Below are 17555 nucleotides of genomic sequence, written 5' to 3'. Positions count from 1 at the left end.
CCAAATTTTGATAGGCTTTCGATTTTAAATTCAAAACGTGCACAAGGAGGTGCTGCATGAAATACCACCCCCTCATTTTGTCGGCCTTGATTTTAGCCGCCCCCTCTCTATATGGGGATCCGCCGAGAGAGGCATCGAAGCCGATGAATGGGCAGCAAAATGCCTATGAGCAGTCTGTTTCTTTGGCCACTCAGCAAAACAAAACGCTCACTTTTGAAATTGCCTACTCCGGAGACAAGCAGATTGCGGAAGGCACCCACAGGAACCCTGTCTTGTTTATCCGCGTCAACTGATTGAATTCATGGAGCGGGTCCTCTGCCTTTTTAAGCGATCCGCTCTCGTAGCACCTATCTCAATCAAACTCTCTATACCGAAACCGTCTCAAAATTGAGGATAGTTTCGGGATATTGAGAGAGGTTCTTGCAATATTCCTCTCCTCTTATTATATTCCCTTTTCAAGTACTTGACTTTTGAGTATTACCGATCAATTCCACTTTGCTCTTAAGATACCGGATGTCCTTTATTTATTCGGTATTATACCGAAAGTGTCCCGAAATTTGGCTTTCTCAAAGCCAAAATCCCAAATTTTGAGACGCTTTCGGTATTATCGGGTTTTCAAGCCTTGCTAAATACGGTCCCGAGAGGGGGCTTTGCCTGCTTTCCCAGGTTCACCCCCGCATCAAACCGCATTTGCCGGGATAACCATGAAGAACACAAAACCTTTTTTGGATATGGCTCATTATCTTTTCACTTCTGAATCTGTCGCGGCAGGTCATCCGGACAAAGTCGCGGACACCATATCGGATTCCATCCTCGATGCCTATCTCAAAGAAGACCCAAACTCCCGCGTTGCCTGTGAGACGCTTGTCACGACCGGCCTTGTCGTTTTAGCGGGCGAGATCTCCTCGAAAGCGCACATCGACCACCGCAAAGTTGTCAGGGAGGCGATCCGGGATATCGGGTATGATGATCCCTCGCTCGGCTTTGACTACCAATCATGCGGCATCCTAACGACAATCTCCGAACAGTCGACCGATATTGCAGCCGGCGTTGATGAAGCCGAAGGAAAAGAAATGGGTGCCGGCGACCAGGGGATCATGTTTGGCTACGCTTGTGATGAAACCAAAGAGCTGATGCCCCTTCCGATCATGCTCGCCCACTCCATCGTAAGGGAGCTTAGGGCTCTTCGGGAATCAAAGGATCTTGACTACCTGAGACCCGACGCCAAATCCCAGATAACGGTCGAGTATGACCGCAACGACAGGCCTGTGCGCTTAAACTCCGTAGTGATTTCCACACAGCACTCCCCCAAGGTGAAGCAAGAAACGCTGGTCCACGATATGACAGCTTTAGTCCATCAGCTCGCCCCTCACGGATTTATCGATGAGAACACACTTTTTTACATCAATCCCACCGGTCGATTTGTGATAGGAGGGCCTGCCGGCGACACGGGCCTGACCGGCCGCAAAATCATCGTTGACACCTATGGCGGCATGGGCAGGCACGGAGGCGGAGCCTTCTCGGGAAAAGATCCGACCAAGGTAGACAGATCGGCATCGTATGCCGCGCGTTGGGTTGCCAAAAATATCGTCGGCTCCGGTCTTGCCAGGCGATGCGAAGTGCAGATCTCCTATGCCATCGGCGTGGCCTACCCCCTTTCCATCAAGGTGAACACCTTCGGTACAGGCCAAGTCCCCGAATCTCTTCTCGCTCATGTCATTCCCCTTGTGTTCGATTTATCCCCTAAAGGCATCATCGAATCGCTGAATCTGCGAAGACCTGTCTATAAGGCTACTGCTTCGGGAGGCCACTTCGGAAGGGAAGAAGAGGGATTCACCTGGGAGAGGCTTGACAAAGTTGAGAAGATCAAAGAAGCGATCAGGCAAGCAGCCTATACAACCGAGGGGTAGTAAAAAATGATCCGGTGCCTGTTTGCCAAAAAATTAAGAGCCGCTTCCTATTTGGCCACCCTGTTTCCTGCCCTGCTCTTCATGACATCGCTCGTGCTTCTTCCCTCCTGCTGCACCCAAAAAAGAGGATGGGGTATGTACGGAGCCGACGAATTTGTCATGGACTCTTATAAAATCAGACAGGGAAAAGTTTCCATACTCGAGATGCAGGGCAAATGCTTAGATGAGCTGCCCTATGACGCGATGGAGGAGTACAAAGACAGCGTCGCCGATGATGATATTCTCAATATCGTCATCTACCACCCTCAAAGAAAAGACCTGATGGAATCGATTCAGTTCATCAACCAGACGGTCGGCGGGTTTAAGGTTAAAAACGGCAAGGTGGATCTGCCTGATATCCCTCCCGTGGAAGTTGCGGGACTGACTCTGGATGAAGCAAGGGACAAACTTCAGGAAGAGTTCGACCGGGAGATCAAAGGCACTGAAGTCTTTGTCACCTATAAGGACCGCTTGGCAAGAAAAGTTGAACTGGCAGGCCTTGTGGCGACAGACACCGTACCGGTCGATGGAAAAATCCGCCTGTTCGAAGTGATCGCCAAAGCGCACATCCCCCCCAACGCCAATCTGTTCAAGAGCTATGTCTTAAGAGAGGGCGAAATGCTCGGCATCGATATCCATCAGCTTATGGTGCAAGGGGACATGTCCCAGAACATCGTCATGCGCGGTGGAGACAAAGTCTTCATCGCCAACCCCTCCGACTCGCAAGTCATGGTCATGGGAGAGGTGGGACTGCCAAGGCCGGTCGATATGCCCTACGGTTCGATGTCCCTTCGAGAGGCACTGGTGGCGGCACACGGCATACCCTACACGGGTGACAAAAGGAATATTCAGGTCATCAGAGGAAATATCCCCTGCCCGAAAATCTATGTTCTTTGCTGGGAACACATCATCCACCTGCCCAACGACAGCCTCCTCTTGATGCCGGGCGATACAGTTTATGTATCTGAAAAGCCGATCACCAAATGGAATCGCTTTATCGACCAGCTGCTGCCATCCGTCACGGGAATTCAGGCAGGGTACGGACTGTATGACCTGACTCGATAGCCCTATGACGGACTCTTAGAACTTGGTAAGGATTATGAAGGCAAGCAAAGTAACATTTTTGGCATCTTTTGAAGATTATCTATCTGTCCTCAAAAGAAATAAAAGCCGCATCACTTTCTTTACCCTGGCTTCGGCCTTCACTGTCTTTTCCTATATAGCTTCCAGGCCGGTCGGCTACGAAGTGGAAGCGACGTTCCGTGAGCAGGGCCTCTCCTCGTCCGACAGAAAAGACGGCGGCCTGACGTCTTTGATGGCTTTGGGATCGAGCAGCGACCATCAAAGCCGCGCCATTACCGTTCTCAAGTCTAAAAACCTGATGAAGCGCCTGGTTGACAGACTCGGGCTCCAGGCTGAAATCGTTCCTCTTAGCGAAGAGGGAATCCCTCTGCAAAACCTGTTTAGGAACATCAAGGCCGAAGCGGCTCTTCTTCTCAAAAAGGCAAGACCTGGCGTCGACGACTTTCATCGGCCTATCCGCGCTATCGACATCAACTACCCAAGCGAAGTGGCTTCGTCTCTCTCCATCACTCCTCTCAGCGACACCCGGTATCTTGTCGAAGGCGGAGGCAAAGAGCCCCGTGAGGGAATTTTTGGAGAGCCCTTCCGAGAAGAGGATTACTCATTCACACTGATGCTTTTGAACAAGCCGTTGGACAACCGGTTCAACCTGACGCTAAAGTCTAAGCGAAAGGTGACGGAAAATCTCAGCAATAAAATCAAGATCACTCCCGATCCGAAAGACAAAAGAGTGGTGAACCTAAAGGTGATCTACGAAGACCGGGTCATGTCGTCAGCTATTCTCAATAGCCTGATGGAGCTCTACCGCGAATGGCTCGAAGAGGAGAACCAAAAAGTTGCAAGCGAGCAGATCCAGTATTTGAGGCAGCGGGAAGACGAGGAAAATCTGCTTCTGACCAATATGCTCTACAAGCACGCTTGCGACCAGGCCGACAAGATGAACAGCTCAGGATTTGCAAGCAACCTGCTGGCTATGGACTTCCTGACTAAAAACCTGCAAGAATTTGTCCAGCGCATCTCGGCCATTAATTTCGAGGTGGAGAGGCTCTCCAGGCTTAAGGATGACAGATTCGAGCTCTGCGACGCCTCGCCCATGGCCAATGTTCCTCCGGCAGTGCAATCCCTCTTCTCCGAGATCCGTACGCTCAAGATGGAAGCTGACGCCCTGTCGCTGTCCGTTAAAGGCAACCCCAAGATCGGAGGCGAGGATCGGATGCCCACTCTCGGCCGGCAGCTATATGAAATCGACGAGGCAAAAGACTCTTCCAAAGCGCTTAGAGAGCTTTTAGCGGATCTGCAAAGTGATAAAGAGCTGATTTTGAAAGAGCCTCTCAAGGCGAATAAAAAATGCGCCCTGGAAAGCTGGATTGAAAAGATGGCTCCGCTCCAGGTAAAGGCCGCCACATCCAACGAAGCCTCGGCAAGATGGGAAGCCAAACGAGAAATGCAAGCGCTCAAAGAGCAGTTCTCCGCCTACCTTGTCAACCTGATCCAGTACTTCCAAATCCAGGAAAAGACTCTGAAAGAGAGGCTTCAGCATCTTTCAGATGTGGAGTCGGAGCTCGAAGGCATGGGGCTTAGCGCCTCCAAAGAGCTTCTGGCCTACTACAACAAGGAGCTGAGCGCTTCCGAGTCGCAAATCGTTAAAAACCATTTCCTCATCGAGAGTATTAAGAACAAGGAAATGGAGCTGTCGCCTTTGGCTTCCATGATTGAAGACCCCATCGGCAAAGAGATTGCCAACAGGTACAGTAAACTTCTTTTAGACCTGCAAAACCCCTCCATCCGCAGCCAAAAAGAGCAGGAAAGGATCCGCGAGGAGCTCCTCACCCAGAGGGGTTACCTGGAGATGCATATTTCCCAATCGACAGATATTCTTGGGCTGAAAACACAGCTGCTGCGGGATGCCATCTATGCCCTGCAGGGAGGCATGCTCTCTCTCTACCGGGAACAGATTTCGATCCTTGAAAAGCAAGTGAGCGACTTCATCAGTCAGAGGATTGACGCTCTCGAGCAGGAGAAGGGTGCAGTGTACGACCAGATATTTTCCATCCGCGACGAGCTGAAAGCGATGCCGGAAAAGCGCATCCAGGAGCTGATGATCGAGCAGAAGATCGACCTGGTCAAAAAAGTATACACGCAAATTGTACAGACGATCGAAGCGAAAAACCTGCAGTCGAGCATGGAAGTGGTGCAGTCGGTTCCGGTCGACACGGCCGACACCCCCTATTTCCCGAAAAACCCCCATCTACTCCTGCTATCTCTGGCCGGAGCCTTTTTAGGTTTTCTCTTTTCCTCAACCTATTTTATTGCCAAAGAAGGCTTCGCAGGTCTTCGCGCCTCTCCCAAAAACCTGACGGAGGCCGGCCTCTTTGTTGCCGGAAGAGTAGCGCGGAAAACCAAGGGAGGGGATATCATTGCCGATAGAGACTTGGAAACGCTGCGCAGGCTGATGTGGCGACTGAACAGTCCGGTAAGGGCCAAGACGAGCCTCCTTCTCGAAGGAAATGGACCGCACTACGGCCATCAACTGGCCTCCCTCTTTAGCTTTGCCGGCGAAAAGGTCCTCTTAATCTCGCTCTGCTTTGACCAAAACGAGGGCTTTGGGTTACTGGACGCCCTGGAAAAGCCGCAAGAGGCCTACCCGATTCAAAAGAGAGAGGGGATCGATTTTCTTGCCAGCGGCGGCCCGTCGCGCCACGGCACCGAGAAGATACTTTCCAAAGAGTTCAAGGTGCTTTTAGAGACGTGCCTTAAAAATTATGATCGGGTGATCGCCTACTCCGACGACACCTTCGAAGAGGGCGCCGCTCTTGCGAAAACGCCTCTTTTTGAACACACGGTTGTCACGATTGACGATGAAACGGTGCAGCAGGTCGGTTACTTGGCAAGCCATCAGGATCTGGACAAGCTCTCATACCTCTTCACAGATTAAAAATGGTTTTTAGCGCAAGAGCATCAAACCCTGATAGGCTTTCAATGCAAAAAATATCTTAATCATAATTTAACAAAATCACCCTATAATTTAATAAAAAATAGGGGTTGTTATGATTAATATAGAAGGACTCAGGCCGACCAGCGCCTTTTATGCGGCCGAAAACGATACCGCGGAGGTGACAACGGAGAGCAAAACGGCCCGTTTTGCCAAAGAACACCCGGTATTTAAAGACGAGGCGTGCCACTTCCCCCTTTTGAAGGGTTTAGGACTCCTGCTTTTAATCGGCGCCTTAAGCGCCACCCTTGTTTTGACAGCCCCCTTTAGCTTGCATTTTATCCCCTTAGCCATTGCCGGAGTGATCATCGCCATACCAATACTCAATATCAACTTTAAAGGCCTCGTCTACGAGACCAGCCTGATTTTCACCCGTCTCTCCGCCGGGCAGCAGGGCTGGATGCATGTGGTCCACGAGACAGAATCGGCACACGGCAAAGGAAAACTCTACCTAGGTGGAATCCCCCTGCATAACTACGACCACGTGGAAGACTTTAAAAGCAAAAACATTACAGAAGTAGTCTCGCTGATCGAACCCTTCGAGCAGCAAAGCATCACATTTGGGGGGACGCCGGTCTCTCACGCTGACTGGGAAGAGGCGGGCATCGAGCAGACACTGATACCGACGTCAGACTTCAATCCCGTGCCGGCAGAGAAGCTGCAGCAAGCGGTCGCTCTGATCCATGACACTCTCGCAAGAGGGGAAAATGTCTATGTCCACTGCAAAGCCGGCCGCGGCCGGAGCGCGACTGCCGTCATCTGCTACCTGCTGCAATATCAGCGGGAGGAGATTGGCCTCACCAAGGGAGCCGCCGTCGACAGCCACGCAGTCGCCCACGCGATTGCCTATGTCAAAACCACGAGAGAGCGGATCAACTTGAACAGCAGGCAGCAACAGGCCGTACTTGACTATTTCGAGTTCTTGAAAAAATCATCTTAGGTCAATTTAAGAGTAGTAGTAATCAAGCTCCTCATTTTTCTTTGGACCGATCACCCGCCAGTGCAGCCTTACCGAGGAAGGCTCCAGCAACAGCTGCCCCATGTAAGAGTCCCCGCCGCAGTGGTGGGCATCAACCGATGCCAGGGAGTGGTTGCTTTGGGGAGCTAAGTCAAACAAATAGACCGGATGGTTCCATCCTCTTCTTAAATGTTCAAGCGTAATCACTGCTGACTTACGGTCTAAGGTCCAGCGGAAAACATTGCTGAAAGAAAAAGCCTCTCCCTCTTTGCTGGTCAGCGTGCCCTTTTCCTGAAAGATCAAAATATCGCCACCCTCTCCAATCACAGTGACTTCGCCCTGCCCTTTGCCGGAATAGGCCCCCTCGCTAAGAGAGCCGTTCTGCGATTTCAACGAGACATGTTGCACCCTCTGCAACCGCTCCCAAGCGGCATAGAGAATGTCAAATTTTTTCAGTTTCGAGTCGGTTTTAAGTAGATAGTAGCGCCTCTTTTCTTCTGTCGGAAGCAAGGTGTAGGCCTTTTTTAAAAGCGCCTCCAACTCCTGCAGCGGAGGATAGGCCGGATTTAAGCGATAGAGCTTGGTTCTTCCCTCGAAATAACTGAGAAGGACTCCCCCCTTCTCCAGCCGGGTCAATCCCTTCTGTAGAGGAGTCAAGGGAGTCTTAAGGGCTCTTGCGAGCTCTGTGCCATACGATTTTCCGTTGATGAAAAGAAAAAGGAGGATTCTTTCGATATTTTTGGTTCCAAACAAAGGTTCCAGCATAAAATAAACACCCCGCATCCATCTTTATATAGACTACTTTTTAGGTTATTCATATTTAACCAACTTGCGCTCTTTCACTCAGAATATCAGATATGTAGAAGAGAAGAACTGAAAATATACAACCCTTAAACAGCATTGTATAGACTATTTTATAGTTTATTAGAAGAAAATTGCGGTTGTTAAGTGGACAATCATCGCTCTACAATCGCCACTTTCCACAATAAACCACAATTTTTGGCTAGAACATGAACACTTCACTCCGGTATGACTGGACAGAACAGGAACTGCAAGAGATTCACGATCTCCCTCTACTGCAGTTAATCGATCGCGCCCGCAGCGTCCATCTTCAGCATCATGACCCCTATACCATCGATGTCTGCCGACTGATCTCGATTAAAACGGGCGGTTGTCCGGAGGACTGCCGCTACTGCGCCCAGTCTTCCCGCTACCAGACATTTGTCACCCCCGAAAGGAGTTTAGACAAAGAGGAGGTGCTGAAACGAGCGGCCGACGCCAAAGCGTCCGGGGCAAGCCGCATCTGCCTTAGCGTCGCTCAGCGGGATGTCAAAGAAGGAGCGCAGTTTGAGAAGATCCGGGAGATGATTTCATCCATCAAGGAGATGGGGCTCTCCGTGTGCTGCACACTCGGCATGATGACTGAAGACCAGGCGCAAAAACTCAAAGAGGCCGGTCTCACCTACTACAACCATAACCTCGACACGTCAGAGCGGTACTATCCCGAAGTAGTGACCACAAGAACCTACCATGAACGGATCAAAACGCTGGACGCCGCAGACAAAGCCGGTCTTAAAGTATGCTCCGGAGGCATCCTCGGGCTTGGCGAAACCAAAGAGGACCGGTTGCAGCTCATATTAACCTTCGCCAAAAGGCGGCCCCACCCCGCATCCGTCCCCGTCAACTCTTTGGTGCCCATCGAAGGAACCCCATTTGCCCATCGGGAAAAAATCCCTCTGTTTGAACTGGTGCGCTTCATTGCAACAGCCCGCATCGCGATGCCAAGCTCCATGATACGCCTCTCGGCAGGAAGAGAGTCGCTCTCCAAAGAGGCGCAGGCGCTCTGCTTTTTGGCGGGGGCCAATTCCATATTCCAGGGAAACAAGTTGCTGACAGTCCAAAACAGGACTGTTGAAGAAGATGCCGAGCTGATGCGGGATCTTGGACTGAAGGGCAAATAACACCATGGACTCCATCTTCGCAAGAATGCAACGGAGGGAGAAGGATGGCACCAAGCGTCGCCTCCGCTATGACTTGGGTCTCATCGATCTGGCGTCGAACGACTACCTCGGGCTGGCAAGGTCTTCCACTCTCTCGGCATTCTGTCAAAAAGCCCTGAACAGGAGAAGAGAGGACGATCTACACGGCTTTGGTTCTACGGGATCGCGTCTCATGACAGGGAACCACCCGGAAATGGAACGTGTGGAAGAGTTCATCGCGAAAAGCCAAGGGTTTGAATCCGCGCTCCTGTTCAGCTCTGGGTATATGGCGAACGTGGGAGCTCTCTCCTCGCTCCCGGACGAGGGGGAAACAATCCTTTATGACGCAGAGTGCCACGCTTCGCTGCTCGATGGAATCCGCCTCTCGAAAGCGAGAGCCTACCCCTTCCGCCACAACGACCTATGTCACTTGAAGAAGAGGCTCTCGGCAACAGCTTGCAGGAAGGCCACCTATATTGTCACTGAATCAGTCTTTTCGACCGATGGTTCCACGGCACCGCTAAAAGAACTCGATAACTTGGCCGCCAGTTTCGGAGCGGGCATGATTGTCGATGACGCCCATGGTATCGGCCTGTTTTATGAAGAGGGAAAGAACTCGCTCGCCACCTTAAAGACAGTGGTTGCGGCTACTGCCGGCTGTGGAAAAGCCCTGGGGGTGATGGGAGGGGTTGTTTTAACGACAAAGAGGATACGGGAATTTCTCCTCAATTTTGGAAAAACAGCCATCTACTCGACGGCGCTGCCGCTTGCCTCCCTTTATGCGATCGAAGGAGCGTTCTCGCAACTTCCCTTCCTCGAAAGAGAACGAGAAAAGCTCTTTTCCCTGATTCGGCTGTTCCAGACGGGAAGTCGTAACCTTTCTATGACGGCAATTCAACCTGTCAACGTCCGGGGCAACGAGGCGGCAGTCAAGTTACAGGAGCAATTCAAACAGAGTGGATTCTTAGTCAAAGCCCTACTTTCTCCCACGGTCCGAAAAAACAGGGAATGCCTTCGCATCACATTGCACGCCTTTAATACCGAAGAAGAGGTCAAAAGAGCACTGGAGTTGCTGTCATGACAGTCCGTCCAATCGCAATCATCGGCATCGGCACAGGGGTCGGCAAAACAGTCGTGTCGGCCATCTTCACCTATATGCTTAAGGCGACATACTGGAAGCCCGTCGAAAGCGGAACCGCCCTCGAGTCGGACACCGAGACGATCAAATCGCTAAAACTTCCCTTTCATGGATCAACCTACTCCTTTGCAGCGCCGCTCTCTCCCGATCAGGCGGCTGCCAGAGAGGGGCGATCGATCGAGGCTGACTCGATCCAGCTCCCCGAAACGGACAAACGACTTATCATCGAACCGGCCGGAGGACTACTCGTCCCCTTGAACTCCTCTATTTTGATGCTTGATCTTCTGATGCGATGGGATCCGCTCTTTGTGATTACCTCACGCCACTATCTGGGAAGCATCAATCACACGCTATTAACTGTTTGTGAACTGAAGAGACGAGACGCCAAAATTTTAGGGATCCTCTTCAACGGAGAGGAAGATAGGGAGAAAGAGGAAGCGATCCTAAACTTCTCCTCCCTTGGCAAACTGGGTAATTTACTCCCCGAAAACACAATCGATCACCACACACTAAAAAAATACGCGGAAAAATGGAAAGAGAACGTCACTGCCTTGCTGTGAGAGATCAAAAAACACTCTGGCACCCCTACACCCAAATGAAAACAGCAAATCTCCCTTTGCCTGTCGTGAGCGCCAAAGGAGCAAAAATCCATCTGGAGGATCAACGCAGCTTAATCGATGCCATTTCCTCTTGGTGGGTAAACCTCCATGGCCACGCCCATCCCTACATCGCCGAGGCGATAGCTAAACAGGCAAACAAGCTTGAGCATGTCCTGTTTGCCGGTTTCACACATGAACCGGCAGTAAGTTATGCCGAGCGCCTGCTCCCTAAGCTTCCCGGATCCATGACAAAAGTATTCTACTCTGACAATGGCTCTACAGCTGTGGAGTCGGCACTTAAAATGGCTATCGGCCATCAGAGAAGAAGATCTGGAGAGAAGCTGCGTGTTCTCTGTTTTCAAAACAGCTTCCATGGCGACACATTCGGCGCCATGGCATCGTCCGGCAAAAACCTATTCAACAAGCCGTTTTGGAGTTATCTCTTTCGGTCCACCATGATCGCACCTCCCCTCCCCGGACAGGAGGAGAAAAGCTTCTCAATGCTCCAAAATGCCCTTTTGGAAGACGATATTTTCGCGTTCATCTATGAACCGGCGCTGCTCGGCGCAGGCGGCATGAAAAGCTACTGCCTTCAAGCGATGAACCGGATGCTATCCCTCATCCGGAAGCGGGACATCACCCTCATCGCCGATGAAGTGATGACAGGATTTGGGAGGCTAGGGCCCCTCTTCGCCTCAGAGCTGATGGATGTCAAGCCGGATATCCTCTGCCTCTCTAAAGGAATCAGCGGCGGCTTCCTCCCGTTTGCGCTGACAGCCTGCAACGAATCGATCTACAGCTCCTTTCTCTCCGATGATCTGCAGGACGCTCTTTTACATGGACACTCCTACACAGCAAATCCCTTAGGTTGCGCGGCAGCGATCGCGAGCTTGGATCTTTTGCTCTCGCCCTCTTGTCAGCAAAGAAGAAATCACATCAGGGACAGGCACAGGCAGTTTTTGAAAAGATGGATCGGACACGCCAGGATCCAAAGGATCGAGGCTCTCGGCACGATTTTAGTGCTGGAGTATAAAGAAGAGTCCCCATTGGGATACTTCAGCTCCTTTAAAGAGGCCCTCTCCTCCCATTTCCTCGACCGGGGGATTCTAGTGAGACCGCTCGGCTCCACTCTCTATATTATGCCACCTTACTGCATCAGTGATGATGAGCTCGACCAAATATATAGCGCAATAGAAGAAACGATGGAGTCGCCATGTGCTTTGTTTCCCTAAAAGAGAGGCTAAGAAATGTGATTCTTAAAGCTCTGTCCGAACCTAAAAAGCACGCCCTTTTTCTCAACACTTTATCATACCTTGAGAACCAAGGGGCCCGCAAAATCGCCGCAGCCGAAGACCCCTATTTCGTAAAGAGAGAGATGCTCAAGCATGCGGCAGAGGAGTTTCGCCACGCCTTCTATTTGAAGGAACAGATCAACAAAGTCCACTCCTCGACGCCTCTAGATTACTCCAAAGACAACATATTGGGATGGCCTCACACGGCGCATTATCTCAACGCATTAGATGTCAGAACGCAGCGCTATCTGAGAAAACACTTTCAAGGATCCTTCCCGCTTGAGAGGAAAGCTTCATACACCCTGGTGACAGCCGCGATCGAACTAAGGGCGTCCGAGCTGTATCCGTTGTATCAGAGTTTATTGAAGCAGGCTCGGTCTCCCGTCCGCGTCCAATCGATCGTACTGGAAGAAGCCCAGCATTTAGAGGAGATGAAAAGTAACATCGGCAAAATTCCGGACGGAGATAGACATTTAAGGGCAATCACCTCGATCGAGTCCACTCTTTGCAGGAGCTGGATTGAAGCGGTCAACCGGTCGCTTTAGCCCGCAGCACTTCCAGTATCTCTCCCTATTTCCCTTCATGCCTCTTTTTGATTTCCCGCCATTTCTCCACGATCTGGGCAGCTAAAGGCACCGTATCCCTGCCGTAGCCCCCGTAGCGTAAATAAACTACGACAACAAGCTCTGGGGTGCCGAACTGAGGCTGGATCAAGTAGGAGCCTTTCGACGAGGTTCCCTTCTCAAATGAGATGCCTCCAAACCACAGGTGATTATATTTGTTGACGCCGCAGGAGTAGTCAAGGTCGATCCTCTCCATAGTTTCGGCCGTACTCGTTTTACCGACAAGCTGCCCTTTAAGTATTTTCAGGGCTGTTATGGCTTCCGGATATTTTGCAAAATAGGCCTGCAGTCTGCCGATCGTGGGGAAGTGATGCATCCTCTCCACCACTTTATTCATCCCGTCAAAAAGCATCGACTTGACTTCATCCGGCAAAAACACCTCTCTCTTCAGGCGTTTGCTGAAGAGGCGCACCTCTTTTTTCTGCTTTTTGGCCACCGCTTTGGTAAAGAGAGGGAAATCGACACTTAAATGGCGCAGGATATCTTCAAAAGGATACGGCTCGTTCGACGAAAGAAGGTCCGCCCCCCTTCTCGGCGCATCCCCAACCATCAGATGCACGATATTGGGAACTAATACCGAGCCGCCATTGGCGATCGCCGACAACATGACAGCCGTCTGCAAGGGTGTCACCACCAACGATCCCTGACCAATGGAGAGGGAATAGAGGCTCGTGCGGTTATCAACGGTATCGTCCGGCAAATTACCCTTGATCTCGAAGGGCAGTTCGATACCTGTTCTCTCGCCGTAAGAAAAGGAGCGGGCCGTGTTCACCAGATCTTCGGCATCCTCCAGGTAGTCCCCGGCAAGCAGCGCAAAATAGGGGTTCGATGAGTGCTCAAGTGCCCTGATAAGATCGACCCGTCCCATGTTGGAGGCAATGCTGCGCGGAAGGCGTCCTCCCTTATAATACCTGGGGATGGGAGTTCCGTTTTGGTGGAAACCGACAAACTCATCTTTTCCCTTCTTGGTAAACTGGTCGACGATCTCCATCGGATTTAAGTCTTTTTTCGAGACCGGGCCTTCCGGCAACGATTTCACCCTCTGCGCCAGCGCTGCATAGGCCGTAATCAGCTTAAAAACCGATCCCTGCGCGGTTGACTGCCGGTAGGCGTACGATCTTGTGTATCCATATCCATACTGGGGATAGAAGGAGGCCGCCAAATCCTTTTCAGTCGGCTGCTTGCTTCTCATGAATCTCAACTTCCCCAAGAGCGGGCGTTCTAGATCTTTATAGGAGCGCAAACTTTGCATATATTCGAGGGCAAGCCAAAGCTCCAGCTTTTTTAAGCTTCCATACAACCTGACAAAACTCGGCTGCCAGTCGGCGTTGTGATCGGCTCCCGATAAAACCTCGTCATGCCACTTTCTGAAGAATTCGATATACTCCTGCAGTCCTTCCTCGGGATAAGAAAAATCCGAGTGACCCAAAAGAAAGGCGGTGACAAGCTGCCATTTGTGCCTGGCAAAAAACTCATCGAAAAGCTTGTGTTCCATCTCGTCAATATAGTCAAGATAGGGTTTTGGGTACTTTTTATTCTCCTTTTCAAAGAGACGCATCTCCTTCAGGTAGCCCTTTTCCTCTTTCTCTCTCCACTCTTTAAAGGTCAACTCGTCAAAAAGCTTTTTGGTCTCCGATTTGACGTGATCGACAATTTTCAGAAGGGCCGCCGAGTCGTTTCTCACCTCCGTCAAGCTCTTGTCGCCGAGCTTCTTCAGGAGCTCCTTGGAGCAGCAGTCCGAGTTTACAATAAGCCTCGAAAGGTCAGCTAAAAGCACTTTGTCATAGTTGAGATCGATTCCTTCAAAAAGCCTGTTCAACTCCTCTCTGATCTCCTGCACCCTCTTCAAATTCATGCCGAACCGCTCTTCGATCCGGATCTTGCCCAACGCGCCGAGCTTCGGTCCAAAGGGCTGGTGTGGGGAGGATTGGTATAGGTAGTTGATCACGGAGGGGAACGGGAGCCCTCCCGTGATGGAGTTAAGCTCCTTGGCGATCGAGTCCAGGGCGGCCGCTTCCCGGAAACGAATGCGGGTGAGCAGCTTTTGCCTGACGGGATTGTCTGCCGGCAAGACCAGGGAGAGGAAAAAAGGCCAGTCAAGGACAGTCTCCTCTTCTACAAACCCTTGCGTTAGATCAAATCTCTCCCGTCGATAAGGCTGCTTCTGATCCCAGAGGTCGGCGATCTGTGAATTGGTTTCAAGCCAGCGCTGCACTGCCATTGACTTCTCCTTGCTCTCCTCCGGGTCGCTGCAGGATATGAAATCGTTGGGATCAAAGCGCGGATAGGTGGCAAGAGCTAAGATATCGCCCGTGTTCGGATCCATCGCCACAATCGACCCCCCTTTGATCCAGGGCTCTTTCACCTCGCCTTTCTTTTTAGTTTCGGAGAGCTTAGGGACTCTGATCATCTCGTTTTTAATCAACAGCTCTTCGGCAAACGCCTGAAGTTCCGATGAGATGCTGAGCAAAAGACGCTGACCGCTGATCGGATCGCGTCCGCCCGATTTTTCCCTTAGAAAATCACCCCGTGCATCGGAAGCGTACACCTTCTTACCAAAAAAGCCTCGGAGCTCCTGATCGAACTGCCCTTCGATCCCGCTTTTTCCGACAGCGTCATGGATGGTGTAGGATTTTTCTTTAAGATCCGCAAGCCTCTCCCTGGCCTCCTCTACAGTAGAAAAGCCTTTTGGGACTTCCGCATCGAGACCGTGCTCGGTCTCTTCGATGAAAGCCTCCAGCACTTTAATCTCGCCGACAATGCGGTCATATTCCTGTTTGCTGATGGCGCCCATATAACCGATGATGTCGGAGGCCACCCTCCCCATGGGATAGACCCGTTTGGGAATGATCGCCACTTCAAGCCCAGGCCAGTCGCTCTCCTGCGCCTTAAGCCTGTAGTACTCGCTTTCGGTTAAGTCTGTTTTAATGACGAAGGGAATTTGATTCAGAAGCGATGCTTTGGAGTGGATCAAATCCTCCACTCTTTTCTGATCCAGGTTGAGCTCGGAGGCCAGCATCTTTGATAACCTGTCGATATACTCACGTCTTTTGATTCGCCGCCTGTTGCCCTCTTTGTCGATGATGTAAAGACTTCCCGAAAGAGAGCGGATCTGTCCATAGACGACAGACACCTGGTAGCGCATCTTGTTGATAGCTAAAGGAATGTTGTAGCGATCCCGGATGGAGGCTCTTCGTGCCGGCTCAATCACAAAGCGGCTCTTTGGCCTGTCGGCCGCTTTGACCTGGTCTTCGTGCGCGATCACGGCGAGATACCAAAGGCGGGTCGCAATCAGGGCAAGGGCGAACATCACCACGTTCAAAACGCGGTTAGCCTTTCCAGGAATATCATTTTCCTTGGATGAATAAGACATCGGATGCTCTGTCTCGTTTGAGAACTCTATTGAACCGATCCCATCATAGCCCATGAAGGCGTTAGATCAAAGCACCAAGCCTACGGCATGAATAAATTTTTTTAGACAGCTTCCTTCCCGGATGCTGCAGTGGACTCGAGTCGATCGCCCAACCTAAGGACGGAAGTGATCCAGCTGCAGGTGACGCCGATCGCCAAAATACCTGCCGGTAAAGCACTTCCCAGCACGCTTCCGGAAAGAGCGATCAAACCGATCGACAAAAACGAGGCGCTGCCACGTCCGACCCGGGCGCACATCCCGTCGATCACAAGCTTTCCTTCCCTTTTCTCTCTCGCCGGTAAAAGCACATACGCCAGCTCCTTCGACGAGTCAAACAGGGTGTACTTGGCCGCACGGCACAGGCAGTATTGCAAAGATCCTAAGACAACAAGGCACTGAATCCACTCATCAGCACTCCATCCAATCCACTGCTCGGTAAAGAACCTGCCGCGCAGAAAGACAAAAAATGCGCCTTCGGTAAGTAAGAGAATCACAGGCGTTGCCAGGGCGGCAGCAGTCCACCCCTTTCTCTGCAAAAGGGTGGGAGCTAAAAGAAATGCGCTCGCGATCGTCAAAGCCCCGCTCAGGGTTGAAAGAATGCCCAGATAGTGGCAATAGTCTTTGGGATCGGGATACTTCTGCTTAAGAACCTCCAGAAAGAGTACCTCCGCCAAGCTGTAGGCGATATAGTCGGCGATCACAATCCACCCCATCAGCCGAAGCTCACGACTTTGGAAGCAGTATGACACCTTCTCAAGAAAGCGGCATTGACTCTCAGGTATTTCTCGTGCGGAAAGAGGATTCATCAGCCTGTCCAAGTAGAAGAAACAGCAGGCAGAGAGAAGGCCGAGCAAGACAATGATCATGATCATCAACGTTAACGATCCGCTCCACCCCTTTCCCATATACGAGAGAGCGTCGCCAAAAGATCCCGAGGTGCAAACGGTCACGATCGGTCCTGCAAGCGCCGAGCCAAGGCTCGCTCCCAGCATCAAAAGAGGGTAGGTTTTTTTGGCCTCTTCGGGGCTGATCCGCCTCATGACAAAGCCGAAAAAGAGGATGGAGAGCAAGACGGGTTTCCACAGCTCGCACACCACATAAAATCCCATGGAGATGCCCTGCAGCAAAAAGCTTGCGCCCTCTCCTCCCGCTTTCAATGCGGGTAACAACGGATAGAGCAGAAAGGTAAAGGAGAGGAAGAAGGCCGCAAAGGCAATCATCGCCCCGTAATAGACCCGCTGGATGCTGCATCGATCGATCAGCCCTGAAAGCATCCAGGTAATCAGGATGCTACCCGGCAAGGCGCCAAAAAGTTCAAAATAGGGGATAACCGCGGCGCTGCTGCCGAGATCCACGACCGCGAGGGTGTTCCTCAAACTTCTCAGCATCGCAAATGCGACATTGAGGAAGAGAGTGATCGAAAACATAAGTAAAAGAATTTTCTTAAACCGGTTCATTGCCCCTTAAAGTTCTAGCCATTCCTTTATACCGAAACAAATTGAAGAATTGGTCTTTGGCTTCGTCGGGTTT

General features: G+C 51.2%; 13 protein-coding genes. 10 read left to right on the top strand and 3 right to left on the bottom strand.

What is annotated here, in order from left to right:
- Positions 1–56 precede the first annotated feature (56 nt).
- From ELAC_RS07940 to ELAC_RS07920, 5 genes are all read left to right on the top strand, one after another.
- Positions 57–293 (top strand): hypothetical protein, encoded by a 237-nt coding sequence (locus ELAC_RS07940; protein ID WP_098038747.1) that lies wholly within the window; start codon positions 57–59, stop codon positions 291–293.
- 432 nt (positions 294–725) lie between these two features.
- On the top strand, positions 726–1910 hold the full coding sequence (metK, locus tag ELAC_RS07935; RefSeq protein ID WP_420810332.1) for a methionine adenosyltransferase: 1185 nt from the start codon (positions 726–728) through the stop codon (positions 1908–1910).
- Positions 1911–1916: 6 nt separating this feature from the next.
- On the top strand, positions 1917–3014 hold the full coding sequence (locus tag ELAC_RS07930) for a polysaccharide biosynthesis/export family protein (protein WP_239414445.1): 1098 nt from the start codon (positions 1917–1919) through the stop codon (positions 3012–3014).
- Positions 3015–3048: 34 nt separating this feature from the next.
- A complete protein-coding gene (locus ELAC_RS07925; protein ID WP_098038746.1) occupies positions 3049–5967 on the top strand; it encodes a hypothetical protein in 2919 nt (972 codons plus the stop codon).
- A gap of 112 nt (positions 5968–6079) precedes the next feature.
- Positions 6080–6964 (top strand): dual specificity protein phosphatase family protein, encoded by an 885-nt coding sequence (locus ELAC_RS07920; protein WP_098038745.1) that lies wholly within the window; start codon positions 6080–6082, stop codon positions 6962–6964.
- Between the two features lie 6 nt (positions 6965–6970).
- Here the strand turns inward: ELAC_RS07920 and ELAC_RS07915 are convergent, their stop codons facing one another.
- Positions 6971–7747 (bottom strand): DUF6314 family protein, encoded by a 777-nt coding sequence (locus ELAC_RS07915; protein WP_143406477.1) that lies wholly within the window; start codon positions 7745–7747, stop codon positions 6971–6973.
- A 245-nt stretch (positions 7748–7992) separates the two neighbouring features.
- On the opposite strand from ELAC_RS07915, the gene bioB reads away from it, so the two are divergent.
- From bioB to ELAC_RS07890, 5 genes are read left to right on the top strand one after another with little or no spacing between them, the layout of a single operon-like run.
- The gene (gene bioB, locus ELAC_RS07910) at positions 7993–8943 is read left to right on the top strand and encodes a biotin synthase BioB (RefSeq protein ID WP_098038743.1); all 951 of its coding nucleotides are present in this window, start codon (positions 7993–7995) and stop codon (positions 8941–8943) included.
- Between the two features lie 4 nt (positions 8944–8947).
- The gene (locus ELAC_RS07905) at positions 8948–10042 is read left to right on the top strand and encodes an aminotransferase class I/II-fold pyridoxal phosphate-dependent enzyme (protein WP_098038742.1); all 1095 of its coding nucleotides are present in this window, start codon (positions 8948–8950) and stop codon (positions 10040–10042) included.
- Positions 10039–10659 (top strand): dethiobiotin synthase, encoded by a 621-nt coding sequence (bioD, locus tag ELAC_RS07900; RefSeq protein WP_098038741.1) that lies wholly within the window; start codon positions 10039–10041, stop codon positions 10657–10659. The genes ELAC_RS07905 and bioD overlap by 4 nt, the downstream gene beginning before the upstream one ends.
- Positions 10629–11930 (top strand): adenosylmethionine--8-amino-7-oxononanoate transaminase, encoded by a 1302-nt coding sequence (gene bioA, locus ELAC_RS07895; RefSeq protein WP_098038740.1) that lies wholly within the window; start codon positions 10629–10631, stop codon positions 11928–11930. Before bioD ends, bioA begins: the two co-directional genes overlap by 31 nt.
- The gene (locus ELAC_RS07890) at positions 11912–12535 is read left to right on the top strand and encodes a hypothetical protein (protein WP_098038739.1); all 624 of its coding nucleotides are present in this window, start codon (positions 11912–11914) and stop codon (positions 12533–12535) included. The genes bioA and ELAC_RS07890 overlap by 19 nt, the downstream gene beginning before the upstream one ends.
- 25 nt (positions 12536–12560) lie before the next feature.
- On the opposite strand, the gene ELAC_RS07885 is transcribed toward ELAC_RS07890, so the two are convergent.
- Together ELAC_RS07885 and ELAC_RS07880 are read right to left on the bottom strand one after the other, a co-directional pair.
- The gene (locus ELAC_RS07885; RefSeq protein ID WP_158227844.1) at positions 12561–15986 is read right to left on the bottom strand and encodes a penicillin-binding transpeptidase domain-containing protein; all 3426 of its coding nucleotides are present in this window, start codon (positions 15984–15986) and stop codon (positions 12561–12563) included.
- Positions 15987–16087: 101 nt separating this feature from the next.
- Positions 16088–17482, bottom strand: coding sequence for an Npt1/Npt2 family nucleotide transporter (locus ELAC_RS07880; RefSeq protein ID WP_098038737.1), 1395 nt, complete (start codon positions 17480–17482; stop codon positions 16088–16090).
- Between the last annotated feature and the right edge of the window lie 73 nt (positions 17483–17555).

The sequence above is a fragment of the Estrella lausannensis genome, assembly GCF_900000175.1.
Classification (GTDB): domain Bacteria; phylum Chlamydiota; class Chlamydiia; order Chlamydiales; family Criblamydiaceae; genus Estrella; species Estrella lausannensis.
The sequence above is the reverse complement of the archived record's forward strand: the minus strand, read 5'-3'. Positions and strand labels throughout refer to the sequence as shown.

Bases quoted from the DNA above. Each gene is read 5' to 3' on its own strand.
- ELAC_RS07940 (WP_098038747.1), top strand. From the start codon at position 57: ATGAAATACCACCCCCTCATTTTGTCGGCCTTGATTTTAGCCGCCCCC.
- ELAC_RS07930 (WP_239414445.1), top strand. From the start codon at position 1,917: ATGATCCGGTGCCTGTTTGCCAAAAAATTAAGAGCCGCTTCCTATTTG.
- ELAC_RS07925 (WP_098038746.1), top strand. From the start codon at position 3,049: ATGAAGGCAAGCAAAGTAACATTTTTGGCATCTTTTGAAGATTATCTA.
- ELAC_RS07920 (WP_098038745.1), top strand. From the start codon at position 6,080: ATGATTAATATAGAAGGACTCAGGCCGACCAGCGCCTTTTATGCGGCC.
- ELAC_RS07915 (WP_143406477.1), bottom strand. From the start codon at position 7,747: ATGCTGGAACCTTTGTTTGGAACCAAAAATATCGAAAGAATCCTCCTT.
- bioB (WP_098038743.1), top strand. From the start codon at position 7,993: ATGAACACTTCACTCCGGTATGACTGGACAGAACAGGAACTGCAAGAG.
- ELAC_RS07905 (WP_098038742.1), top strand. From the start codon at position 8,948: ATGGACTCCATCTTCGCAAGAATGCAACGGAGGGAGAAGGATGGCACC.
- bioD (WP_098038741.1), top strand. From the start codon at position 10,039: ATGACAGTCCGTCCAATCGCAATCATCGGCATCGGCACAGGGGTCGGC.
- bioA (WP_098038740.1), top strand. From the start codon at position 10,629: ATGGAAAGAGAACGTCACTGCCTTGCTGTGAGAGATCAAAAAACACTC.
- ELAC_RS07890 (WP_098038739.1), top strand. From the start codon at position 11,912: ATGTGCTTTGTTTCCCTAAAAGAGAGGCTAAGAAATGTGATTCTTAAA.
- ELAC_RS07885 (WP_158227844.1), bottom strand. From the start codon at position 15,986: ATGTCTTATTCATCCAAGGAAAATGATATTCCTGGAAAGGCTAACCGC.
- ELAC_RS07880 (WP_098038737.1), bottom strand. From the start codon at position 17,482: ATGAACCGGTTTAAGAAAATTCTTTTACTTATGTTTTCGATCACTCTC.